Source organism: Streptomyces sp. ALI-76-A (genome assembly GCF_030287445.1).
Taxonomy (GTDB): domain Bacteria; phylum Actinomycetota; class Actinomycetes; order Streptomycetales; family Streptomycetaceae; genus Streptomyces.
Genome location: NZ_JASVWB010000002.1, coordinates 6,810,344 through 6,828,150 on the forward strand (window position 1 = coordinate 6,810,344; position 17,807 = coordinate 6,828,150).

At 74.3% G+C, this 17,807-nt stretch carries 14 protein-coding genes and 1 pseudogene; 6 read left to right on the forward strand and 9 right to left on the reverse strand.

The window, feature by feature from the left end; translation table 11 throughout:
• Nucleotides 1–37 precede the first annotated feature (37 nt).
• The 4 genes and pseudogenes from QQS16_RS31300 to QQS16_RS31315 form a co-directional block, all read right to left on the reverse strand.
• On the reverse strand, nt 38–1,333 hold the full coding sequence (locus QQS16_RS31300) for a hypothetical protein (RefSeq protein WP_286065409.1): 1,296 nt from the start codon (nt 1,331–1,333) through the stop codon (nt 38–40).
• A 170-nt stretch (nt 1,334–1,503) separates the two neighbouring features.
• On the reverse strand, nt 1,504–2,799 hold the full coding sequence (locus tag QQS16_RS31305; protein WP_286065410.1) for a GAF domain-containing protein: 1,296 nt from the start codon (nt 2,797–2,799) through the stop codon (nt 1,504–1,506).
• Between the two features lie 278 nt (nt 2,800–3,077).
• Complete coding sequence (locus QQS16_RS31310) at nt 3,078–4,712, reverse strand: acyl-CoA dehydrogenase family protein (RefSeq protein WP_286065411.1); 1,635 nt, start codon at nt 4,710–4,712, stop codon at nt 3,078–3,080.
• Between the two features lie 182 nt (nt 4,713–4,894).
• Nucleotides 4,895–5,975 (reverse strand): annotated as a pseudogene (locus QQS16_RS31315) (Pls/PosA family non-ribosomal peptide synthetase); the annotation flags it as partial.
• 525 nt (nt 5,976–6,500) lie between these two features.
• Here QQS16_RS31315 and QQS16_RS31320 point away from each other — a divergent pair.
• Together QQS16_RS31320 and QQS16_RS31325 are read left to right on the forward strand one after the other, a co-directional pair.
• Nucleotides 6,501–7,637, forward strand: coding sequence for a YihY/virulence factor BrkB family protein (locus QQS16_RS31320; RefSeq protein ID WP_286065412.1), 1,137 nt, complete (start codon nt 6,501–6,503; stop codon nt 7,635–7,637).
• A gap of 138 nt (nt 7,638–7,775) precedes the next feature.
• Nucleotides 7,776–8,462 carry a helix-turn-helix transcriptional regulator gene (locus tag QQS16_RS31325; RefSeq protein ID WP_286065413.1) on the forward strand — a complete coding sequence of 229 codons (687 nt, stop codon included), beginning with the start codon at nt 7,776–7,778 and terminating at the stop codon, nt 8,460–8,462.
• On the opposite strand, the gene QQS16_RS31330 is transcribed toward QQS16_RS31325, so the two are convergent.
• Nucleotides 8,442–8,846: a VOC family protein gene (locus tag QQS16_RS31330; RefSeq protein ID WP_286065414.1), complete on the reverse strand. Its 405-nt coding sequence runs from the start codon at nt 8,844–8,846 to the stop codon at nt 8,442–8,444. The genes QQS16_RS31325 and QQS16_RS31330 overlap by 21 nt on opposite strands.
• A gap of 272 nt (nt 8,847–9,118) precedes the next feature.
• Between QQS16_RS31330 and QQS16_RS31335 the strand changes: the two genes are divergently transcribed.
• Nucleotides 9,119–9,769 carry a ThuA domain-containing protein gene (locus QQS16_RS31335; protein ID WP_286065415.1) on the forward strand — a complete coding sequence of 217 codons (651 nt, stop codon included), beginning with the start codon at nt 9,119–9,121 and terminating at the stop codon, nt 9,767–9,769.
• 43 nt (nt 9,770–9,812) lie between these two features.
• Here QQS16_RS31335 and QQS16_RS31340 read toward each other — a convergent pair whose 3' ends face one another.
• The 3 genes from QQS16_RS31340 to QQS16_RS31350 all read right to left on the reverse strand — a co-directional run bounded on the left by QQS16_RS31340 (nt 9,813) and on the right by QQS16_RS31350 (nt 11,725).
• Entirely contained in the window at nt 9,813–10,010 is a 198-nt protein-coding gene (locus QQS16_RS31340; RefSeq protein ID WP_286065416.1) for a hypothetical protein, read from the reverse strand.
• Between the two features lie 162 nt (nt 10,011–10,172).
• Entirely contained in the window at nt 10,173–11,231 is a 1,059-nt protein-coding gene (locus QQS16_RS31345; RefSeq protein ID WP_286065417.1) for a LacI family DNA-binding transcriptional regulator, read from the reverse strand.
• Nucleotides 11,232–11,395: 164 nt separating this feature from the next.
• On the reverse strand, nt 11,396–11,725 hold the full coding sequence (locus QQS16_RS31350) for a hypothetical protein (RefSeq protein ID WP_286065418.1): 330 nt from the start codon (nt 11,723–11,725) through the stop codon (nt 11,396–11,398).
• 198 nt (nt 11,726–11,923) lie between these two features.
• On the opposite strand from QQS16_RS31350, the gene QQS16_RS31355 reads away from it, so the two are divergent.
• Entirely contained in the window at nt 11,924–13,621 is a 1,698-nt protein-coding gene (locus QQS16_RS31355) for a carboxylesterase/lipase family protein (protein WP_286065419.1), read from the forward strand.
• Between the two features lie 481 nt (nt 13,622–14,102).
• Here the strand turns inward: QQS16_RS31355 and mmuM are convergent, their stop codons facing one another.
• Entirely contained in the window at nt 14,103–15,044 is a 942-nt protein-coding gene (mmuM, locus tag QQS16_RS31360) for a homocysteine S-methyltransferase (protein WP_286065420.1), read from the reverse strand.
• Nucleotides 15,045–15,173: 129 nt separating this feature from the next.
• Here mmuM and QQS16_RS31365 point away from each other — a divergent pair, with 129 nt between their 5' ends.
• Nucleotides 15,174–16,556: an APC family permease gene (locus QQS16_RS31365; protein WP_286065421.1), complete on the forward strand. Its 1,383-nt coding sequence runs from the start codon at nt 15,174–15,176 to the stop codon at nt 16,554–16,556.
• A 9-nt stretch (nt 16,557–16,565) separates the two neighbouring features.
• Nucleotides 16,566–17,720, forward strand: a complete 1,155-nt coding sequence (locus tag QQS16_RS31370) for an aminoglycoside phosphotransferase family protein (protein ID WP_286065422.1) — start codon at nt 16,566–16,568, stop codon at nt 17,718–17,720.
• Nucleotides 17,721–17,807 lie beyond the last annotated feature (87 nt).

Here is a 17,807-nt window from a genome sequence, read left to right on the forward strand (position 1 = left end):
TCGATCGCCGCCCGGCGGGCCCCGGGGAGCCGCCCGGCTACTCCAGCGCCCTGTCGATCGACGTCAGCGGCAGCGCGTACAGCACCCGCCCCGACTGGGCCCAGACCTCGCCGCTCTCCTCCCAGTAGGACAGGGAGGGCGTCTGCGGGCTCCAGCAGTCCAGCCGTTCGTCCGAACCGCAGCGGGTGACGCGCGCGCCGTCCGTGGTCTGCCGCCACAGCGAGCCGTGCTCGTCGTCGCTCCCGGACGCCCGGGCCACGTACCAGTCGGAGCGGTACGACAGCACGCCCCCGATGTCGGCCGCGTCGGTCTCGTACGCCTCGGTGGGAGCCGCGCGCCCCGCCGCGTCGGTGGCCAGCAGACCGGTGCGGTCCGTGTCCTTGTCGGTACTGAAGGCGTAGCGCCACAGCCGGGCGGGCCGCTCGCTGCCGAAGGCGGGCCGCTCGCTCGCGACCAGGCTGTCGGGTGCCGTGGTGCGGTCCAGGGAGATGCCCTGGGGGCGGGCGGCGGCGTCCGCGCCGGCCAGCCGGTAGGAGGCGACCGCGGGCATCACGAAGCGGGAGCCGTGCGCCGACCAGCCGCCGGGCACCCGGCCGACACCCTCCGCGGCCACCGTGGTGCGCTGGACGCGGTTCAGGTCGTACACGTACAGGGCGTCCTGGCCCTGGTCGTCGGCGGTGACCAGCAGCTTGTCCTGGTACCAGACCATGCCGGACAGCCGCGAGGCCAGCGGCCGGTAGTCACGGCCGCCCTCGACCGGGACGGCCAGCAGCACCCAGGTGTACCGGGGGCTGCCCAGGTCGTTGGCGTCGACGAAGGCGACCCGGGCCAGGTCGCGGCCGTCCGTGCCGTCGTCCTGGGCCCAGCCGGAGAGGATCACGCGGTCGTGGCCCCAGACGCCGTCGTCGTCGGCGTCCCCGGAGGTGGTGACCGCGCCGGGCCGCCAGGAGCGGGTGTCTGCGGTGTCCCAGCAGTACGCGCGGGTGGCAGCCGGTTCGACGGGCAGCGCCGTGCGTTCGGCGCCCGTGCAGGAGGCCGCGTCACGCAGCGGGCGGTCGGCGTCGGCGAGGACGGCGTCGACACCGACGGGCCGGCCCATCGAGGCGGCGAGTCGGTCGAGCGAAGGTTCGGGTACCGGCTCGTGCCGGAGCCGCAGCGCGGTGGTTCCGTCGGCGGAGGAGAGGGGCTTCAGTGCTCCCGGATCGCGGTCGGCCGTGGCCTGCGAGGCGCTGATCATGGTGGCCGCGCCGGTCAGTGCGAGGGCGGTGCCGGCCAGGAAGGCGCGCAGCGCCCTGCCCCGCTTCTGCCGGCGGTGTCTGCCGCGCTGTTTCATGCGTCCTCCCGAGGCGAGCCAACTGCGCCTGATGATCCGTACGTTGACCGAGGAGCAGGTGGGGTGCTGGCCCGTAGAGGGATGCTACGGCAGTCGGGCACCACCCGGGACGAAGACCGTGCAATTATGCGGAAGACGCACACTGTGGTCGCTTCGGTTGTCCCCGGCGATCAGATTGGCTCGATCAGGTGCCCTGCCCCGGTCGCCCCGGTCGCCCCGGTCGCCCCGGTCGCCCCGGTCGCCCCGGTCGCCCCGGCCGCCGCGGACGAGCGCGCGGTGAGCACCGTCGGGGCCGCCGAGTGCGGCAACAGGTCGCGCGGGTCGGCAGGCAGGAGCACCTCGATCTCCGCCTCCGCGCCGAAACGGTACGGCCGGTGCTCCAGCAGCCCCCCGAGATAGCGGCGCACCCGTGACATCTCGGCCCGCACCGTGACCGTGCGGGCCGGATCCCCGAACACCTCCCGAGACAGGCCCGCCGCGCTGCGGCCCGCCGGGTACCGGGCCAGCAGGTACAGCAACTCGGCGTGCCGGGGACTCAGTTGGTGACTCCACGAGCCCGCGCACCCCGACACGGTCACCGACCAGCGGCGCCGCCGCGCCAGGTCCAGCACGATCCGGGTGGTGCCGCCCGGCACCGGCTCCTCGGTGACGCGCACCAGCCAGCCGCCCGTCAGCGGCTCCAGGGCGCACAGCCCGAGCGACGGAAGCAACCGCAGGCCCGGCGCCGGCGACTTGGGCAGCGGCACCCGGTTCGTGTACGGCAGCCCGGTCACCGCGGCCGTCCAGCCGTCCCGGTCCACCACCACGGCCCGCCCGCCGAGCCCGGCCAGTACCGGCGCGGCCACCGCGCGCAGCCGCTCCAGCGAGGTCTGGTGCAACTCCCGCAGCCGCGCCTCCGCGAGCTTGGCCACCGAGTCGACCCAGGCGAGCGTGGCCGGGTGCATCGTCTCCAGCGGGCCGCTCACGTCGACCACGCCGATCAGCCGGCCGTCCCGCGGATCGGTGATCGGGGCGCCGGCGCAGGTCCAGGTGGCCAGGGAGCGGACCAGGTGCTCGGCGGCGACGACCTGCACCGGGCGGCGCACCACCGCCGGCGTGCCCAGCCCGTTCGTGCCGACGACCTCCTCACGCCAGTCGGAGCCGACCTCGATGCCGGACTCGTCGGCCCGGCGCAACACCGGGGCGCTGCCCTCACGCCACAGGGCCCGCCCCTCGCCGTCCGCGATCAGCACGATGTGCCGGGAGGCGTCGGCCACCGACACCAGCCCCTCCCGCAGCACCGGCAGCACGTGCCGCAGCGGGGAGGTCTCCCGTCGCCGCTGCACCTCCCCGCGGGGCAGCAGCCCGGTCCGGAAGTCGTGATCGGGGTCGATCCCGGCGCGGCCCGACCGCTCCCAGGACGCCTCGATCACCGAGCGCGGCGTGCTGCGCGCGTACGGTCCGGCGTACCTGGCGGCACGTGCCACGGGGTCCTCCTGACAGGGCTGTGGACCGGTCTCCGTACCGCGGCCCGGCCACGCCCGAAGACTGTCCTGACGGTCCGTCCCATGGTGCCGTCCGCCTTGAGCGGGAGGCACACTGTCCACCGACCCGCCACCAAGTTGCAACCCCGTGCAACCCTGGTGAACGGACCGGTGGTGCTTGAAACTTGAGCGGCGTCGCCCCGAGCGGCGCCACCGGCCCGAACAGGCCGGCGGCGGGGGTGGTGCCGTGTCGGCGCAGCACCACCCCCGCAGGCACGCGGTCAGGCCGACGGACGCGCCCGCTCCACGACGGCCGCCAGGTCCAGGGTGCCCGGCAGGGTGCCGAAGGCCGCGCCCCCGTCGCCGCCCAGGCGGGCCGCGCAGAACGCGTCGGCGACCTCCGGGGGCGCGTACCGCACCAGCAGCGAGCCCTGGAGCACCAGCGCCAGCCGCTCGGCCAGCCGCCGCGCCCGCCCCTCGACGCCCTCCAGGTCGCCCAGTTCGGTCAGCAGGTCCTTGACCGCGGCGTCCAGCCGGTGATCGGCGCCGCGGGCCGCGCCGACCTCCACGAGGTAGGCGTTCAGGGCCTGCGGCTCCCGCCGCAACACCCGCACCACGTCCAGCGCCTGGACGTTGCCCGCGCCCTCCCAGACCGAGTTCAGCGGCGACTCGCGCACCAGGCGGGGCATGCCGGACTCCTCGACGTACCCGTTGCCGCCCAGGCACTCGGCGGCCTCGACCGTCACCGGCGTACACCGCTTGGTCACCCAGTACTTGGCGGCCGGCACCGCGATCCGCAGCAGCGCGCGCTCCTGTTCACCGCCGTCGTCACAGGCCGCGGCCAGCCGCAGCGCGAGGGCGGTCGCCGCCTCGGACTCCAGCGCGAGGTCCGCCAGTACGTTGCGCATCAGCGGCTTGTCGACGAGCGTGCCGCCGAACGCCTCGCGGTACGTGCAGTGGTGGACCGCCTGGGCGACGGCCTGCCGCATCAGGCCGGCCGAGCCGAGCACGCAGTCCAGCCGGGTCGCCGCCACCATCTCGATGATGGTGCGCACCCCGCGCCCCTCCTCGCCGACCCGGCGTGCCCAGGTCCCGTCGAACTCGACCTCGGCGGAGGCGTTCGACCGGTTGCCCAGCTTGTCCTTGAGCCGCTGGATCCGGAAGACGTTGCGGGTGCCGTCCTCCAGCACCCGCGGCACCAGGAAGCAGGTCAGCCCCCGCGGCGCCTGCGCGAGCACCAGGAAGCCGTCCGACATCGGCGCCGAGCAGAACCACTTGTGCCCGGTCAGTCCGTACGTTCCGTCCTCGGCGAGCGGGGTCGCGGCCGTCGCGTTCGCGCGGACGTCGCTGCCACCCTGCTTCTCCGTCATGCCCATGCCGAACAGGGCGCCGGCCTTCAGGCGGGCGGGCCGCAGCTCGCGGTCGTAGACCATGGACGTCAGCCGCGGCTCCCACTCCGCCGCGAGCGCGGGGTCGGCGCGCAGCGCGGGCACCGCGGCGTGGGTCATCGACAGCGGACAGAGATTGCCGGCGTCGACCTGCGTCCACACCTGGAACGCGGCGGCGCGCCGCACATGCCCGCCCGGCCGCGCCCAGGCCGCGGTGAGGCCCGCCGCGACGCCCTTGCCGAGCAGACGGTGCCAGGCGGGATGGAAGTCGACCTCGTCGACACGGTGCCCGTAGCGGTCGTGGGTGCGCAGGGCCGGCGGGTTCTCGTTCGCCTGGGCCCCCCACTCCTGCAACTGCGCCGAACCGGCGGCCCGCCCGAGCGCCGCCAGTTCCCCGCGCACCTCGTCGAGCAGCTCGGGGGGGACATGCCGCTCCACGGCCGCCGTCAGGGCGCGGTCGGCGCTGAAGACGTCGTAGCCGGTCAGCGGCGGGGGCTGGTTGGACACGGTGTGGGTGCTGCCTGCCATGCTGCGAACTTACCCCGCACGGCGAGGCTCACCACCATGACATGGCACCGGGCGGCGAGGGGGCGGCGCGGCGGTACGGCCCTGTGGCCATGCCCGGGAGCGACCCGCGGCGGACCGTCCTCGGCCCGCACGCCCGGCCCTGCCTCACCCGAGCCGGGCCAGGGTCGCCGTCACCTCCGGTTCCGGGAGTCCGGGGCGACCAGTGCGTCCGGCCCGGGGACCCGCGTGAACAGCAGGCGGAGGCCGCCGACGCCGAGCGGTACCCACAGCAGGAGCGCCTGGAGCAGGCCCGCCAGGCCGTAGCCGAACCGGCGGGCGGTGGAGCAGCGCGCCGGCGGGACCCGGACGTGGTCGACGTCCGTGGGCTGGGCGGGGGAGCCGTGCCGGCGCCCGCCCGCCGGGACCGTGCGGCCGCCGGGGGTGCCCTCGTACAGGGCGGAGGAGTGGCCGAGCTGGGAGCCGTCGCCCATCACGGTGCCGATGTCCAGGACGGTCTGCTCGCCGACGTACACCCCGCTGCCCAGGGTGACGCGGCCGGTGCGGATCCGGCCCGCCCGCGCCCGGTAGCCGAGGTAGTGGCACTCCTTGCGGATCACGGTGCCGGCGCCGACGGTCAGCAGGTCGGTGCAGACCGGCACCGAGCGGGACAGGATCGTCACCCCGCGCCGATCCGCGCGCCCAGCGCCCGCAGGTACAGCACGTACAGCGGACCGCCGACGAACAGCACCAGCGGACGGGAGCGCGGCAGGGCCTTCACCGTCCAGAAACGGAGACAGGCGAGGCTCCACACCGGGAATTCGGTCTCTTTCCAGCGGCCGACGAGCAGCCACTTCGCCAGCACCGGAAAGACGCACGCGCCGGCGAACAGCGCACCGCCGAGAAGCACCGAACGGCCGTAGATCCCGGCGGCGCCCTCAGCGCCGGACAGGAAGTCGTAACCCTCGGCCGTGACCGTTCCGGCGAGCAGACAGGAGACGGCGACACGGCGAACCGCCGGCTCCCGCACAGCGGGTACCGGGCCGTGCTGCCCGGTTGCGGCGGCGGGATCGTGACGGCGCCGGACGGCTCGGCCGGGGCCTCGGCGAGGGCCGCCGCCGGCCGGCGGATCGTCGGATGTCCGTAGACGTCCCGCATAGACACCGCGGGCAGGTCGGGGCGCTTTCTGACCCGGGCGCAGTGGGCCATCGCCAGGGAGTCGGCCCCCAGATCGTCGAAGAAGTGGCTGTCGACCGGAACGTTCTCCTCGCGTACGACACCGGCCAGCGCCTCGGCGAGAACGCTTTCGGTGCCGGCGCCGGAATATCACCCCACGGGCGCTCCTCGAGCTCCTTGACGCGCATGAAGAACAAGGTGAAATCGGTGGGCGCGTGACATGGGTGGAAAGGCGTCCGAGAGGCCCGCTGTGGGCGCTGTATACGGCCAAATTCTTTCGGAATTCTCATGAACGGTTCAAGGGCGTTTCAGTCATTGACGCTTTTCCGACGGCGCATTGGGTGTCGATCACAACGGGGTGCCGCGCAATGGTCCGAGTCGATCACAACGGGGTGCCGCGCAATGGTCCGAGTCGATCACAACGGGGTGCCGCGCAATGGTCCGTCCGACCGGCAAACTCACCGAAACGCCGGTGTAATAGGCTGGCGCCGGTTCCGTTCACGGCCGCCGAACATTTCGACCAACGCGGACATGACAGAAAAATGGTTCGAATAAGGGGTGTCGCGCGGCGGACTCCCTGGCAGACCGGGGTACCGCGGGATGAGTGGGGGCCCGCAGGACGGATACCGTTAGGTCGTGCAGCCAGCAAGTGAATCCCCGCAGCGGCCCTCCGGTCGGCTCCACCGGGCGCGTGCCCTCTACCGGGACGTCTCGAAGCGCAGGACCGCCTGGCTGTTGATCAAGGACACCACCAATTCCTGCATGGAGTACCGGATCCTGGGCCTCGCGGCCGAGGCGGCGTTCTTCACGCTGCTGTCCGTGCCGCCGCTGCTGCTCAGCATGATCGGACTGCTGGGCTACGTCGACGACTGGACCGGTGCCGACACCATCCAGAGCCTGGAGAACAACCTCCTGGAGGCCTCCCGCACGGTCCTGTCCGACAAGGGCGTCAACCAGATCGCCCAGCCGATCCTGCACGACGTGACCAAGGGCGGCCGGCCCGACATCATCTCCATCGGCTTCCTGTTCGCGCTGTGGTCCGGCTCCCGCGCGGTGAACGTCTTCATCGACACCATCACCGTCATGTACGGCCTCGACGGCGTCCGCGGCATCGTCAAGACCCGGCTGCTCGCCTTCGCCCTGTTCCTCGTGGCGCTGCTGATCGGCTCGGTCGCGCTGCCGCTGATGGTGGCCGGACCGGACGCCGTGGTGAACGTCGTGTCCTGGTCGACCACCGTCGTACAGGTGCTCTACTGGCCCGTCGTCATCGTCCTGTCGATCGTCTTCCTGACCACGCTCTACCACGTGTCCGTCCCCGTGCGCTCCCCGTGGATCGAGGACGTGCCCGGCGCCCTGGTCGCCCTCGGCATGTGGGTGCTCGGCAGCTTCCTGCTGCGCATCTACCTCACCAACACCGTCGAGGGCCCCACCATCTACGGCTCGCTCGCCGCGCCCGTCGCCGTGCTGCTGTGGATCGGTGTGTCCGCGTTCGCGGTCCTCGTCGGGGCCGCGGTCAACGCCGCCATCGACCGCGTCTGGCCGGCCGCCGCCACGGCCGCGGCCCGCGCCGCCAACGAGCGCCTGCGCGAGGCCCAGGTCGCCGAGTACGTGGCCCGCGCCGCCGCGGCCCGCGAGACCGACCCCGACGACCCGGACATGCCCTCCGAGTTCCCAGAACGCTGGTCCCGTTTCCTCCCCCCGGAAGACGTCACGTCCCGCCTGCGCACCCACGTGAAGAGCACGCACCCGCCGCACAAGTCCGACGACTCCTGAACTGCCCGCCGACGCGGAGGGGCCGCGCCGCCCTGTCCAGCGCCTTCAAACGGGTGTACGGCGTGAGCCCCCAGGAGCACCGGACGCGGCCGGCGCGGGGGCCGCGGGACAGGCTCGGCACGGCGTAGCCTGGCGCATGTGTACGCGGAGCGGGCGTCCCGGCTGACCGGGGCGGTGGTGTGGACGAACACCCCGTCCGGGACCGCCGCGCCCGTCCTGCCCGACGGCTGCATGGACCTGCTGTGGAACGAGGGGCGGCTCATGGTCGCCGGACCCGACACGCGCGCGTACGTCATGGAGGACGGGCCGAGCAGCTGGGCGGGCGTCCGTTTCCACCCCGGCACCGCGCCCGCCCTTCTCGGGGTGCCCGCGCACGAGCTGCGCGACCGGCGGGTGGCGCTGGCCGACCTGTGGCCGTCCCGTGAGGTGCGTCGGCTGACCGCACGGGTGGCCGCCGCCGCCGGCCCGGCGAGCGCACTGGAGGAGGTGGCGCTGGAGTGGGCAGCCGCCGCCGAACCCCCCGACCCGCTCCTGCGACGGCTCGTCACCGCCCTCGACGCGGGCCGCCCGGTCGCCGCGACGGCCGACGAACTCGGCGTGGGTGCTCGCCAGTTGCACCGCCGTTCGCTGGCCGCCTTCGGCTACGGCCCCAAGACGCTCGCCCGGGTGCTGCGTCTGCAACGCGCGCTCGCGCTGGCCCGCGCCGGTGTCCCCTTCGCCCGCGTGGCGGCCCGGTCCGGGTTCGCGGACCAGGCCCATCTCGCGCGGGACGTGCGGGAGTTGGCTGGGATGCCGCTGGGGGCGCTACTGGCCCGTTCCGGGTAGCGGCGCGAACAGGTCGACGCCGTTGCCGTCCGGGTCCAGCACCACCGCGTACCGCTGTCCCCACACCGCGTCCCACGGCTTGAGGTCACCGCGGTACCCGGCGCCGACCAGCTCCTCGTACACGGAGTCGACCTCGGCGGGGCTGTCGCAGCGCAGCGCGAGCGAGTGGCGTCCGCCCCCGGACGGCGGCTGCCAGTCGGGATGGAAGGAGCGCACGGTCTCCTCCGTGTCGAGCAGCAGCCGCAGCCCGCCGGGCAGGTGGGCCTCGGCGTGCGGCTGGTTCTCGGAGCCTTCGGGGAAGGCGAGGCCGAGACGGCGGTAGAAGGCGACGGAGGCGGCCATGTCGGAGGCCACCAGGCCGATGGCATCGAATCGTGGACTCATGCGGCCACCGTAGACAGCGCGGCGGCCGGCGGTCTTGAAGGAATCGGACAACGTTCCCGGGCATCGGGCGCAGGCAGGGCGTGTCGCCACCGGGCGCCACACGGCGAGATCCCCGTCCCGGCCCTTCCGGCAAGGCACACCTGCGCGCAGGTCTCGTCCCGCTGGTCATGAGGGCGGGACCCGCACGGCGCCGCAAAACGCCCCTCACGCCCGCCTGCGTGACCTCGCCCCCCGGGCGAGCCGCTTCACCCGGGGCCCTAGGGTCGGATGCCATGGCCCCCAGACTCCTCGTCTTCACCCGCACCACCGACTACCGGCACGACTCCATCCCCGCCGCGATCACCGCCGTCCGCATGCTCGGTGCCCACGAGGTGGACGCGACGGAGGACCCGGCGGCACTGGAAGCGCCCCTGGACGGCTACGCGGCGGTGGTCTTCCTCTCGACCAGCGGCGAGGTACTCACCCCGCCCGGCCGTGAGCGGCTGGCGGCGTACGTGGAGGCGGGCGGCGGTTTCGTCGGGGTGCACGCGGCGGCCTGCACGGAGTACGACTGGCCGTACTACGGGGAACTGCTGGGCGCCCGGTTCGCCCGGCACCCCGCCTACCAGCCGGGCACGGTGATCGTCGAGGACCGTGCCCACCCCGCCACCCGGCACCTGCCCGCCGCGTGGGAGTTCACCGACGAGTGGTACGACTTCCACACCAGTCCCCGGGCCCGGGTACGCGTGCTGGCCCGCGCGGACGAGTCGTCCTACGACGGCGGAGGCATGGGCGCCGACCACCCCCTCGCCTGGTGCCGCGAACACGGCCGGGGCCGGGTCTTCTACACCGCCCTCGGCCACGCCTCCGAGGCCTACGAGGACCCCGCCTTCCGCGCCCACCTGCGGGGCGGGATCGACTGGGCGGCGGGGCTCGCGGAGTAGGCCCGGGGGAGGGCGATCGCCGCAGGGCGTCGCCCGGTGACCGTCAGGCCCGCTGCCGCCGCCCCTGCCGCGCGCCGGTCGTGCGCAGGCCCAGGCCGGCGCCGAGGGCGACGACGCCCATGCCGACGGAGGTGGCGATGCCCTGCGCGCCGTCGACGACGAAGGGCGCGGCCAGCGCGACGACGAGGTTGAACAGGCACAGGAACCACAGGGCGGGCTTGGACGCGAGCAGCGACTTCATGGGGGCTTTCCTTCGGCTGGGAGCGGGGGACCTTCCGAGGTCGACCATCCCGTCGTGCGCCCGCCACCACGAGGGAGCACGCTCCCGAACCGGGGTGTAGCCCGCTCCACCCCGCCTCCGCCGTCCCCGTCACGGGCAGGCCCCGCGCACCCCCGTGCCCTCTCAGCCACCCGCCTCCGCTCCACCCACCCGCGCCGTGCTCGCCCGCACCACCAACCGCGTGGACAGTTCGGTACGGGTGCTCTCCGGGCGGTCCCCGTCCATGATCCGCAGGAGCAGCCGCAGGGCCGTGGCCGCCATCTCCGACAGGGGCTGACGCACCGTGGTGAGGGCGGGGGTGAGCCAGCGGGCCTCGGGGAGGTCGTCGAAGCCGACCACGCTGATGTCGTCCGGCACCCGCAACCCCCGCTCCGCCAGGGCCTCGTAGACGCCCAGCGCCATCCGGTCCGAGCAGGCGAAGACGGCCGTGGGCGGTTCGGGCAGGTCGAGGAGTTCCAGCGTCCGGCGGCGGGCGAGACCCTCGTCGAAGCCGGCCTGGCGGACGTACTCGGGGCGGTGGCGGACACCGGCGGAGGCGAGCGCCGAGCGGTAGCCGGCGATCCGTGCGCTGCCGCACATCTTGCGCTGGTGGCCCGCGATCACCGCGATCCGCTCATGGCCCAGCGCCAGCAGGTGCTCGGTGGCCGTCACCCCGCCCTGCCAGTTCGCCGCGCCCACCGACACCACGCCCGCCGGAGGCTCCAGCACCGGGTCGATCAGGACGTACGGGATCCGGTGCTGGTCCAGCCAGGCGTACTGCGACTCGGTCAGTTCGGCCAGGTTGAACAGCACGCCCGACGAGCCGCGCGCGACGAGCTTGTCGAGCCAGCCGCGCCCGGGGCTGCTGCTGCGGGTGCGGGTCAGTCCGGCCGACACCACCACCTCCAGGCCCGCGTCGTGGGCCGCCTCCTCCACACCGTGCAGCACCGCCCCCGACCAGGAACTGTCCAGCGCGTGCACGACCAGGTCGACCAGTCCGGACGACTTCGCCGCGTCGAAGCGGGGTCTGCGGACGTAACCGAGCCGGTCCAGGGCCTCCGTGACCCGGCGGCGGGTCTCGGGGGCCACGTCCTCACGGCCGTTGACCACCTTGGAGGCGGTCGGCACGGACACGCCGGCCTCCCGGGCGACGACCGCCAGCGTCGGCCCGGCCGCCACGCTCGCACTCCCCGTGCGGACCATCGGGAACCACCTCTCCGGCCCGCCCGAGGGCCATGAAAAGTTTCGACCAGCGCGGAAACAGTAAGCGCTTCCTACCCTAGGTTCGCCAGGCGAAGTCGGGAAGGGTCCGGACTTCGCAGGTCTTCGCGGGCCTGGACTTTAGAAACCCCCGAACGAGGTGACGGCTACCAGCAGCTGAGCCGGACATCGGTGACGTCGGCCGTGCATACGGCGTCGACGAGGTTCGCGGCTGGGTGCCGGACCTGGACATCGCCCCGGTGGACCCCGGCCGGGACCGGTCGGCGCCGGAGAGCTCGCCGTGGCCCGACGCGGTCCCACGGGCGCGCGCACCCCGTCGCGGACGTACCGGAACCGCGCCTCGGCTCTCCCAGGGTGAGCGGCCCGTCCACGTCGATGTCGGTCGCCGCCGCCTGCCGGGTGGTGCCCTCGTCGCGCTCCACCAGGCTGAGCACGGTACGGCCGCCGCCCCGCCCCAGCTGCCCGTGCCGTCCCACGCCTCGCACTCCGCCCGGGCCGGGTCGAGGCCGAGGTGCGCCTCGCTCCACCGGCGGGGGCCTCGACCAGCTCGGCTCCGGCACGCTGATGTCCACCGGATGGCTCAACGGCCGTGCTCCCGCGCCGGAATACCGGGCCGGCCTGTGGTGCTCTGGTGTTCACGGCGCACGAACGCGGCGCGGGAGGCTGGTGGGCGCATGACGGCAGCGGACCAGGAGGACCAGGCGGACCGGCCGGACCGGAACGGCCGGACCGACCCGGTGGTCAGGACGCCGTACGGGGCCGTACGCGGCCGCTTCGAGGACGGTGTCGCGGTGTTCCGGGGCATCCCCTACGCGGCCCCGCCCTTCGGACCCCGCCGGTTCCGGCCGCCGGTGCCGCCCGAACCCTGGGACGGGGTGCGTGACGTGGGCGCCTTCGGGCCGACGGCGCCGAAACCGCCGTACTCGGAGGCCTTCGCGCAGTACCTGTCCGACCCGGTCGTGCCGGGCGACGACTGCCTCAATCTGAACGTGTGGACGCCGGAGCCGGGCCCCGGCGCGCGGCTCCCGGTGCTGGTGTGGCTGCACGGCGGCGCCCTGACCCGCGGTTCGTCGGCCGTGCCCGTGTACGACGGGCACGCCTTCGCCCGCGACGGCGTCGTCCTGGTCTCGGTGAACTACCGCCTCGGCGTGGAGGGTTACGGACTGTTCCCGGACGCCCCCGCCAACGCGGGCCTGCGCGACCAGCTGGCCGCCCTGAGCTGGGTGCGCGAGTCGGTCACGGCCTTCGGCGGCGACCCCGGACGGGTGACCCTGGCCGGCCAGTCCGCCGGGGCGATCAGCGCCGGCGCCCTGCTGGCCGCCCCGCAGGCCCAGGGACTGTTCCGGCGTGCCGTGCTACAGAGCGGGCCGCCCGAGGTGAGCGACCGCGACAAGGTACGGCGGATGGTGCGCCGTATGGCGACCCGGCTGAAGGTCCCCGCCACCGCCACGGCCTTCGCCGAGGTCGACCGCGCGCTGCTGCTGCGCACCCAGGCCGAGGTGGGCAGGCTCAGCAGCCCCGTGCTCGGCGGCCCCGCCTTCGGCATCGTCGTCGACGGCGACCTCGTGCCGCGCGACCCCCTGGAAGCCCTTGTCGAGGGTGACGTGGCGCGGGGCGTCGACCTGATGACCGGTTGGACCCGCGACGAGTACCGGCTGTGGCTGGTGCCCGGCGGACTCCTGGAGCGCGTCGACCGGCTCGGCGCGGTCGCGCTGGCCGGCGCGATGGCCCGCTGCCACTGCGGCCCCGAGGTGCCCCGCGGCTACCGCGCCCTGCACCCGGACGCCGGGACCGCCGAGATCGTCGGCCAGATGGTCACCGACCACCTGCTGCGCCGCCCGCTGCACCGCCTCGCCGACGCCCGCCCGGACCACTCCTACGTCTACGAGTTCGCCTGGCCCTCCCTGCTGCCCGGCCTCGGTGCCTGCCACGGCCTGGAGCTGGGCTTCGTGTTCGACACCGGCAAGGCCCCCGAGTCCGCCAGGCTCGCCGGCCCGGGCGCCCCGCAGGACCTCGCCGACGCCCTGCACACGGCGTGGGTGCGCTTCGCCACCGACGGCGACCCCGGCTGGCAGCGCTGGGACGCGTCCCATCCGGTACGGGTCTTCGGCGACGGCGAGCCGCACACGGCGTACGGGCCGCGCGACCGCGAGTTCGCGGTGTGGACGGCGGACGCGGCCGCGCGGGCCGCCGCGGCGGCACAGCGGCCCGAAGAGGGCCCCGCGCCCGCGCGCGGGACACTGGCCCGGGCGGTCCCGGCACGGCTCGCCCTGGCCCGCGGTACGACCCCGCGCGGCACGGCGGGCCGCGGTGCGGAGTTGCGGTCGGTGGTACGGCGGCTGCGGCTACCTGGGTCGGTCCGCCGCTCCTGAACCGGCGGGGCCGGATCGGGGTGAGCGCAGGGCCTGCGCGGGCCCCACCGCATCCGCGCGGATGACCGGGCTCACCAGGTCCGGTGCGTCCGCGAGGGTGGCCCGGCGCAGGCGGGTTTCACCGCTTCGGGGAGGGGCCCGGGTTCAGGTGGGTCGCACCGTGTCGGTGGTGGTGCTTTCGGCTCGGGCGGGTTTCACCGCGTCCGCGGGGGTGGCCCGGGCTCACGTGGGTCACACCGCATGAGTGACGAAGCTCCCGGCTCACGTGGGCATCACCGCACCCGCGACGAAGGCCCGGGCATGCGGGTCACCGTATCCGCGACGAAGGTCCGGGCTCACGCGGGTCACCGCACCCGCGACGAAGGCCCGGGCATGCGGGTCACCGTATCCGCGACGAAGGTCCGGGCTCACGCGGGTCAGCTCCCCGTGGGGAGGGTCCGGGCTCACGCGGTCCTCGCCGCCCTCGCGGGAAGGCGCGGGCCTATGCGGACCTCACCGCCGCCGCGATCGACGTGACGGCCTGCGGGCCCACCCGGCAGCAGCCGCCGATGAGCCGGGCGCCGGACTCCCGCCAGCCGCGCACCTCCTCGGGGGCGAAGCTGGAGCGGCCGGTCCAGGCGCGGGCCTCGGCGTCCCAGGTCTCGCCGCTGTTGGGGTAGACCACGACCGGCTTGCCGGTGACCCGGGCGGCGGTCTCGACCGCGCCGTCCACGTCCCCGGGGACACAGCAGTTCATGCCGACCGCGATCACCTCGTCCGCGTCCGCGGCCAGGGCGAACGCCTCCTCCAGCGGCTGCCCGGCGCGGGTGCGGTCGCCCGCGACGGAGTACGACAGCCAGGCCGGTACCCCGAGCCCGCGCACCGCCCGCAGCAGCGCCTCGGCCTCGTCCGCGTCGGGCACCGTCTCCAGTGCCAGCACGTCCGGGCCGGCGGCGGCCAGCACCTCCAGCCGGGGCCGGTGGAAGGCCTCCAGCGCGGCCACGCTCAGCCCGTACCGGCCCCGGTACTCGGAGCCGTCCGCGAGCATCGCGCCGTACGGGCCGGCCGAGGCCGCCACCCACAGCGGCCGGGTGACACCCTGCGCCTGCGCCTGCCGAGCCGCCTCGCGCGCCAGCTCGACGCTCAGACCCATGAGTTCGGCGGCCCGTTCGCGCGCGATCCCGCGACCCGCGAACCCCTCGAAGGTCGCCTGGTAACTGGAGGTGATCGCCACGTCCGCGCCCGCCAGGAAGTACCCGAGGTGCGCCTCGGTGAGTGCCTCGGGCCGCTCCGCGAGCAGCCGCGCCGACCACAGCTCGTCGCTCAGGTCGTGCCCGGCGGACTCCAGTTGGTTGGACAGGCCGCCGTCGAGGACGACGGTCCCGGCGGCGAGGGCCGCGGAGAGGGAGGGAGCGGAGAGAGAGGAAGGCGTGTCGCTGGTCATGTCACGACGCTAGTCGACGGGACCGGAGGACCAGCGTCCATGTCCATCACGTGAACAGGTCGCCCAGCATGTGGAATGCCGCGTTACGATCACGCCCTCCCTCCCCGCCCCCTCTCCCCGGGAACCGCCATGACCGCCCCCAGCCCCACCGAGGCCGCCGACCCCGAGGCGCGGCCGGGGCCGCGCCGCCGCACGTTCGGCCCGGCCGCCGCCACCGCCCTCGTCATGGGCAACATCATCGGCGGCGGCATCTTCGTGCTGCCCGCCACCGTCGCCCCGTACGGCGGGGTCAGCCTGCTCGCCTTCGTGGTCCTGTCGGCCGGCGCGGTGCTGCTCGCGCTGCTCTTCGGCAGACTGGCCCGGCGCAGCCCGGTCACCGGCGGGCTGTACGTGTACCCGCGCGACGCCTTCGGCCCCTTCGCGGGCTTCCTGTCGGCATGGTCGTACTGGACGATGTGCTGGGTCAGCATCGCCGCCCTCGCCGTGGCGGTCGTCGGCTACGTCGACGTCCTGATACCCCTGCACGGCAACCACACCCTCGAAGCGCTGGTCGCGCTGGCCGCGCTGTGGCTGCCTGCCGCCGCGAACTTCGCCGGCACCCGCTGGGTCGGCACGGTCCAGGTCGTCTCCACCGTGCTCAAGTTCGTGCCGCTGCTGCTGGTCGCCACCGTCGGTCTGTTCTTCGTCGACACCGACAACTTCGGCCCGTTCAACGCCTCCGGGCAGAGCGTGCCCGGCGCGCTGGCCGCCTCCGCCGCGCTGCTCCTCTACAGCTTCCTCGGCGTCGAGTCGGCCGCCGTCAGCGCGGGCGAGGTCCGTGACCCGGAGCGCACGGTCGGCCGCGCGAGCGTTCTGGGGACCCTGGGCTCCGCCCTCGTGTACATCCTCGGCATCGTCGCCGTCTTCGGCCTGGTCCCGCACGACCAGCTCGTCGACTCCGGTGCCCCGTTCGCCGACGCCGTCAACGCCATGACCGGCGGCACCTGGGGCGGCACCGCCATCGCGCTGGTCGCCGTCGCCTCGATCACCGGCTGCCTCAACGGCTGGATCCTGCTCGCCGCGCAGATGCCGTACGCCGCCGCCCGCGACGGTCTCTTCCCGGCGCCCTTCGCGAAGACCGGCAAGGGCGGGGTTCCCGGCTTCGGCGTGTGGGCCTGCGCGGTCCTCGGCACGCTGCTCATCGCCCTCAACTACACGGCGGGCCCGGACACCACGTTCCGGATCCTCGTCCTGATCACCACGTTCACCGGCTGCGTGCCGTACCTCCTGTCGGCCGCCGCCCAGTTGTACTGGCTGGCCAGGGGCACCCGCGAGCGGGTCCGCCCGGCCGGCCTGGTCCGGGACCTGATCGTCGCCGCCCTCTCCTTCGCGTTCTCCTTCTGGCTGATCGCGGGCGCCGGTTACGCGGCCGTCTACCAGGGCACGTTGTTCCTCTTCGCGGGCATACCGGTGTACGTGTGGCTACGCGGACGCCGGGAGACGACCGAGGACGCGGCCGGGCAACCGGCCTAGCCTTGCGTCATGCCCGACGAAGTCACCGCTGCCGCCGCCCACGACGCCGACGCCGCCGGGGCAGGTGTGTCCGCGGAAGCCCGGGAGGTGCTCGGCCCGTTCACCGGGCCGGCCGTCCTCACGCCCGTGACCCACAACCCCCACAACGGGGTCACCGCCGGAGTCTGGGCCGTCACCGCCGGGGAGCGCTCGGCCGTCCTGAAGGTGCTCACCCGCAGGAAGGGCGCCACCGGGCACTGGGCGGCCTCGGACGACCCCCGGCACTGGAACTACTGGCGGCGTGAGGCCGACGTCTACGTGTCGGGACTCGCCCGGGTCTGGCAGCCGCACGGCATCCGCGCGCCCCGGCTGCTGGCCCGCGTCGAACGGCCCGACGGCGATGTGGCGCTGTGGCTGGAACGTGTGCCGGGTGAGCCGGGCACCCGCTGGACGCTGGACCGGCACGTCGAGCACGCCCGTCGTCTCGGCGCCGCCCAGGGCGCGGTCGGCGAGACGGCGGACCGGCCGTGGCTGTCCCGCCGGTTCCTGCGCGAGTACACCGACGGCATGACCCCAGGCCGCGAACTCCTGGACGACGACGAGGCCTGGCGGCATCCCCTGGTCCGGGACCACTTCCCGGCCGGGCTGCGCCAGGACATGGTCCGGCTCCACCACGACCGCGAGTGGTTCCTCCGGATCATGGAGTCACTGCCGCGTGCCTTCAGCCACCTCGACATGTGGCCCGCCAACGTCCGGGCCGACGGTCCGGACACCGTCCTGCTCGACTGGGCCTTCGCCGGTGACGGTGCCCTCGGCGAGGACCTCGGCAACTACCTCCCCGACTCCGTCTTCGACCTGTTCGTCCCGGCCGCCCGCCTGCCCGGGTACGCGACGGCGGCCTACGACGCCTACCTGCACGGCCTGCGGGAGAGCGGCTGGAAGGGCGACGAGCGTCTCGTCCGGCTCGCGGTGTGCGCCTCGGCCGTCAAGTACGACTGGATCACCGGCCTGATGCTGGCCCGGGCGGGCGAGGCCCAGCTCGACTACGGCGGCGGACGCCCCGTCTCCCCGGAACTCCGTTACCGGGAAAGGGGATCGACGCTGGCTTTCCTCGCGGAGTGGGCCGCCGAGGCGCGGACGCTGGCGCCCCGCCTGGGGTTCGCCCAGGCGCCGAGCGGGCGCTGACGCGCGGTGGACCGTGGCGGTGCGGGCGGGGGCCCGCTCATCGCCCCGCGGCCGAGGCCGGGGCGCCGGGTGCTGTCGCCCTCGCGG

Coding starts and splice junctions, on each gene's coding strand:
- QQS16_RS31300 (WP_286065409.1), bottom strand. CDS start 1,333: ATGAAACAGCGCGGCAGACACCGCCGGCAGAAGCGGGGCAGGGCGCTG.
- QQS16_RS31310 (WP_286065411.1), bottom strand. CDS start 4,712: ATGGCAGGCAGCACCCACACCGTGTCCAACCAGCCCCCGCCGCTGACC.
- QQS16_RS31330 (WP_286065414.1), bottom strand. CDS start 8,846: ATGAGTCCACGATTCGATGCCATCGGCCTGGTGGCCTCCGACATGGCC.
- QQS16_RS31335 (WP_286065415.1), top strand. CDS start 9,119: ATGGCCCCCAGACTCCTCGTCTTCACCCGCACCACCGACTACCGGCAC.
- QQS16_RS31340 (WP_286065416.1), bottom strand. CDS start 10,010: ATGAAGTCGCTGCTCGCGTCCAAGCCCGCCCTGTGGTTCCTGTGCCTG.
- QQS16_RS31345 (WP_286065417.1), bottom strand. CDS start 11,231: ATGGTCCGCACGGGGAGTGCGAGCGTGGCGGCCGGGCCGACGCTGGCG.
- QQS16_RS31355 (WP_286065419.1), top strand. CDS start 11,924: ATGACGGCAGCGGACCAGGAGGACCAGGCGGACCGGCCGGACCGGAAC.
- mmuM (WP_286065420.1), bottom strand. CDS start 15,044: ATGACCAGCGACACGCCTTCCTCTCTCTCCGCTCCCTCCCTCTCCGCG.
- QQS16_RS31365 (WP_286065421.1), top strand. CDS start 15,174: ATGACCGCCCCCAGCCCCACCGAGGCCGCCGACCCCGAGGCGCGGCCG.
- QQS16_RS31370 (WP_286065422.1), top strand. CDS start 16,566: ATGCCCGACGAAGTCACCGCTGCCGCCGCCCACGACGCCGACGCCGCC.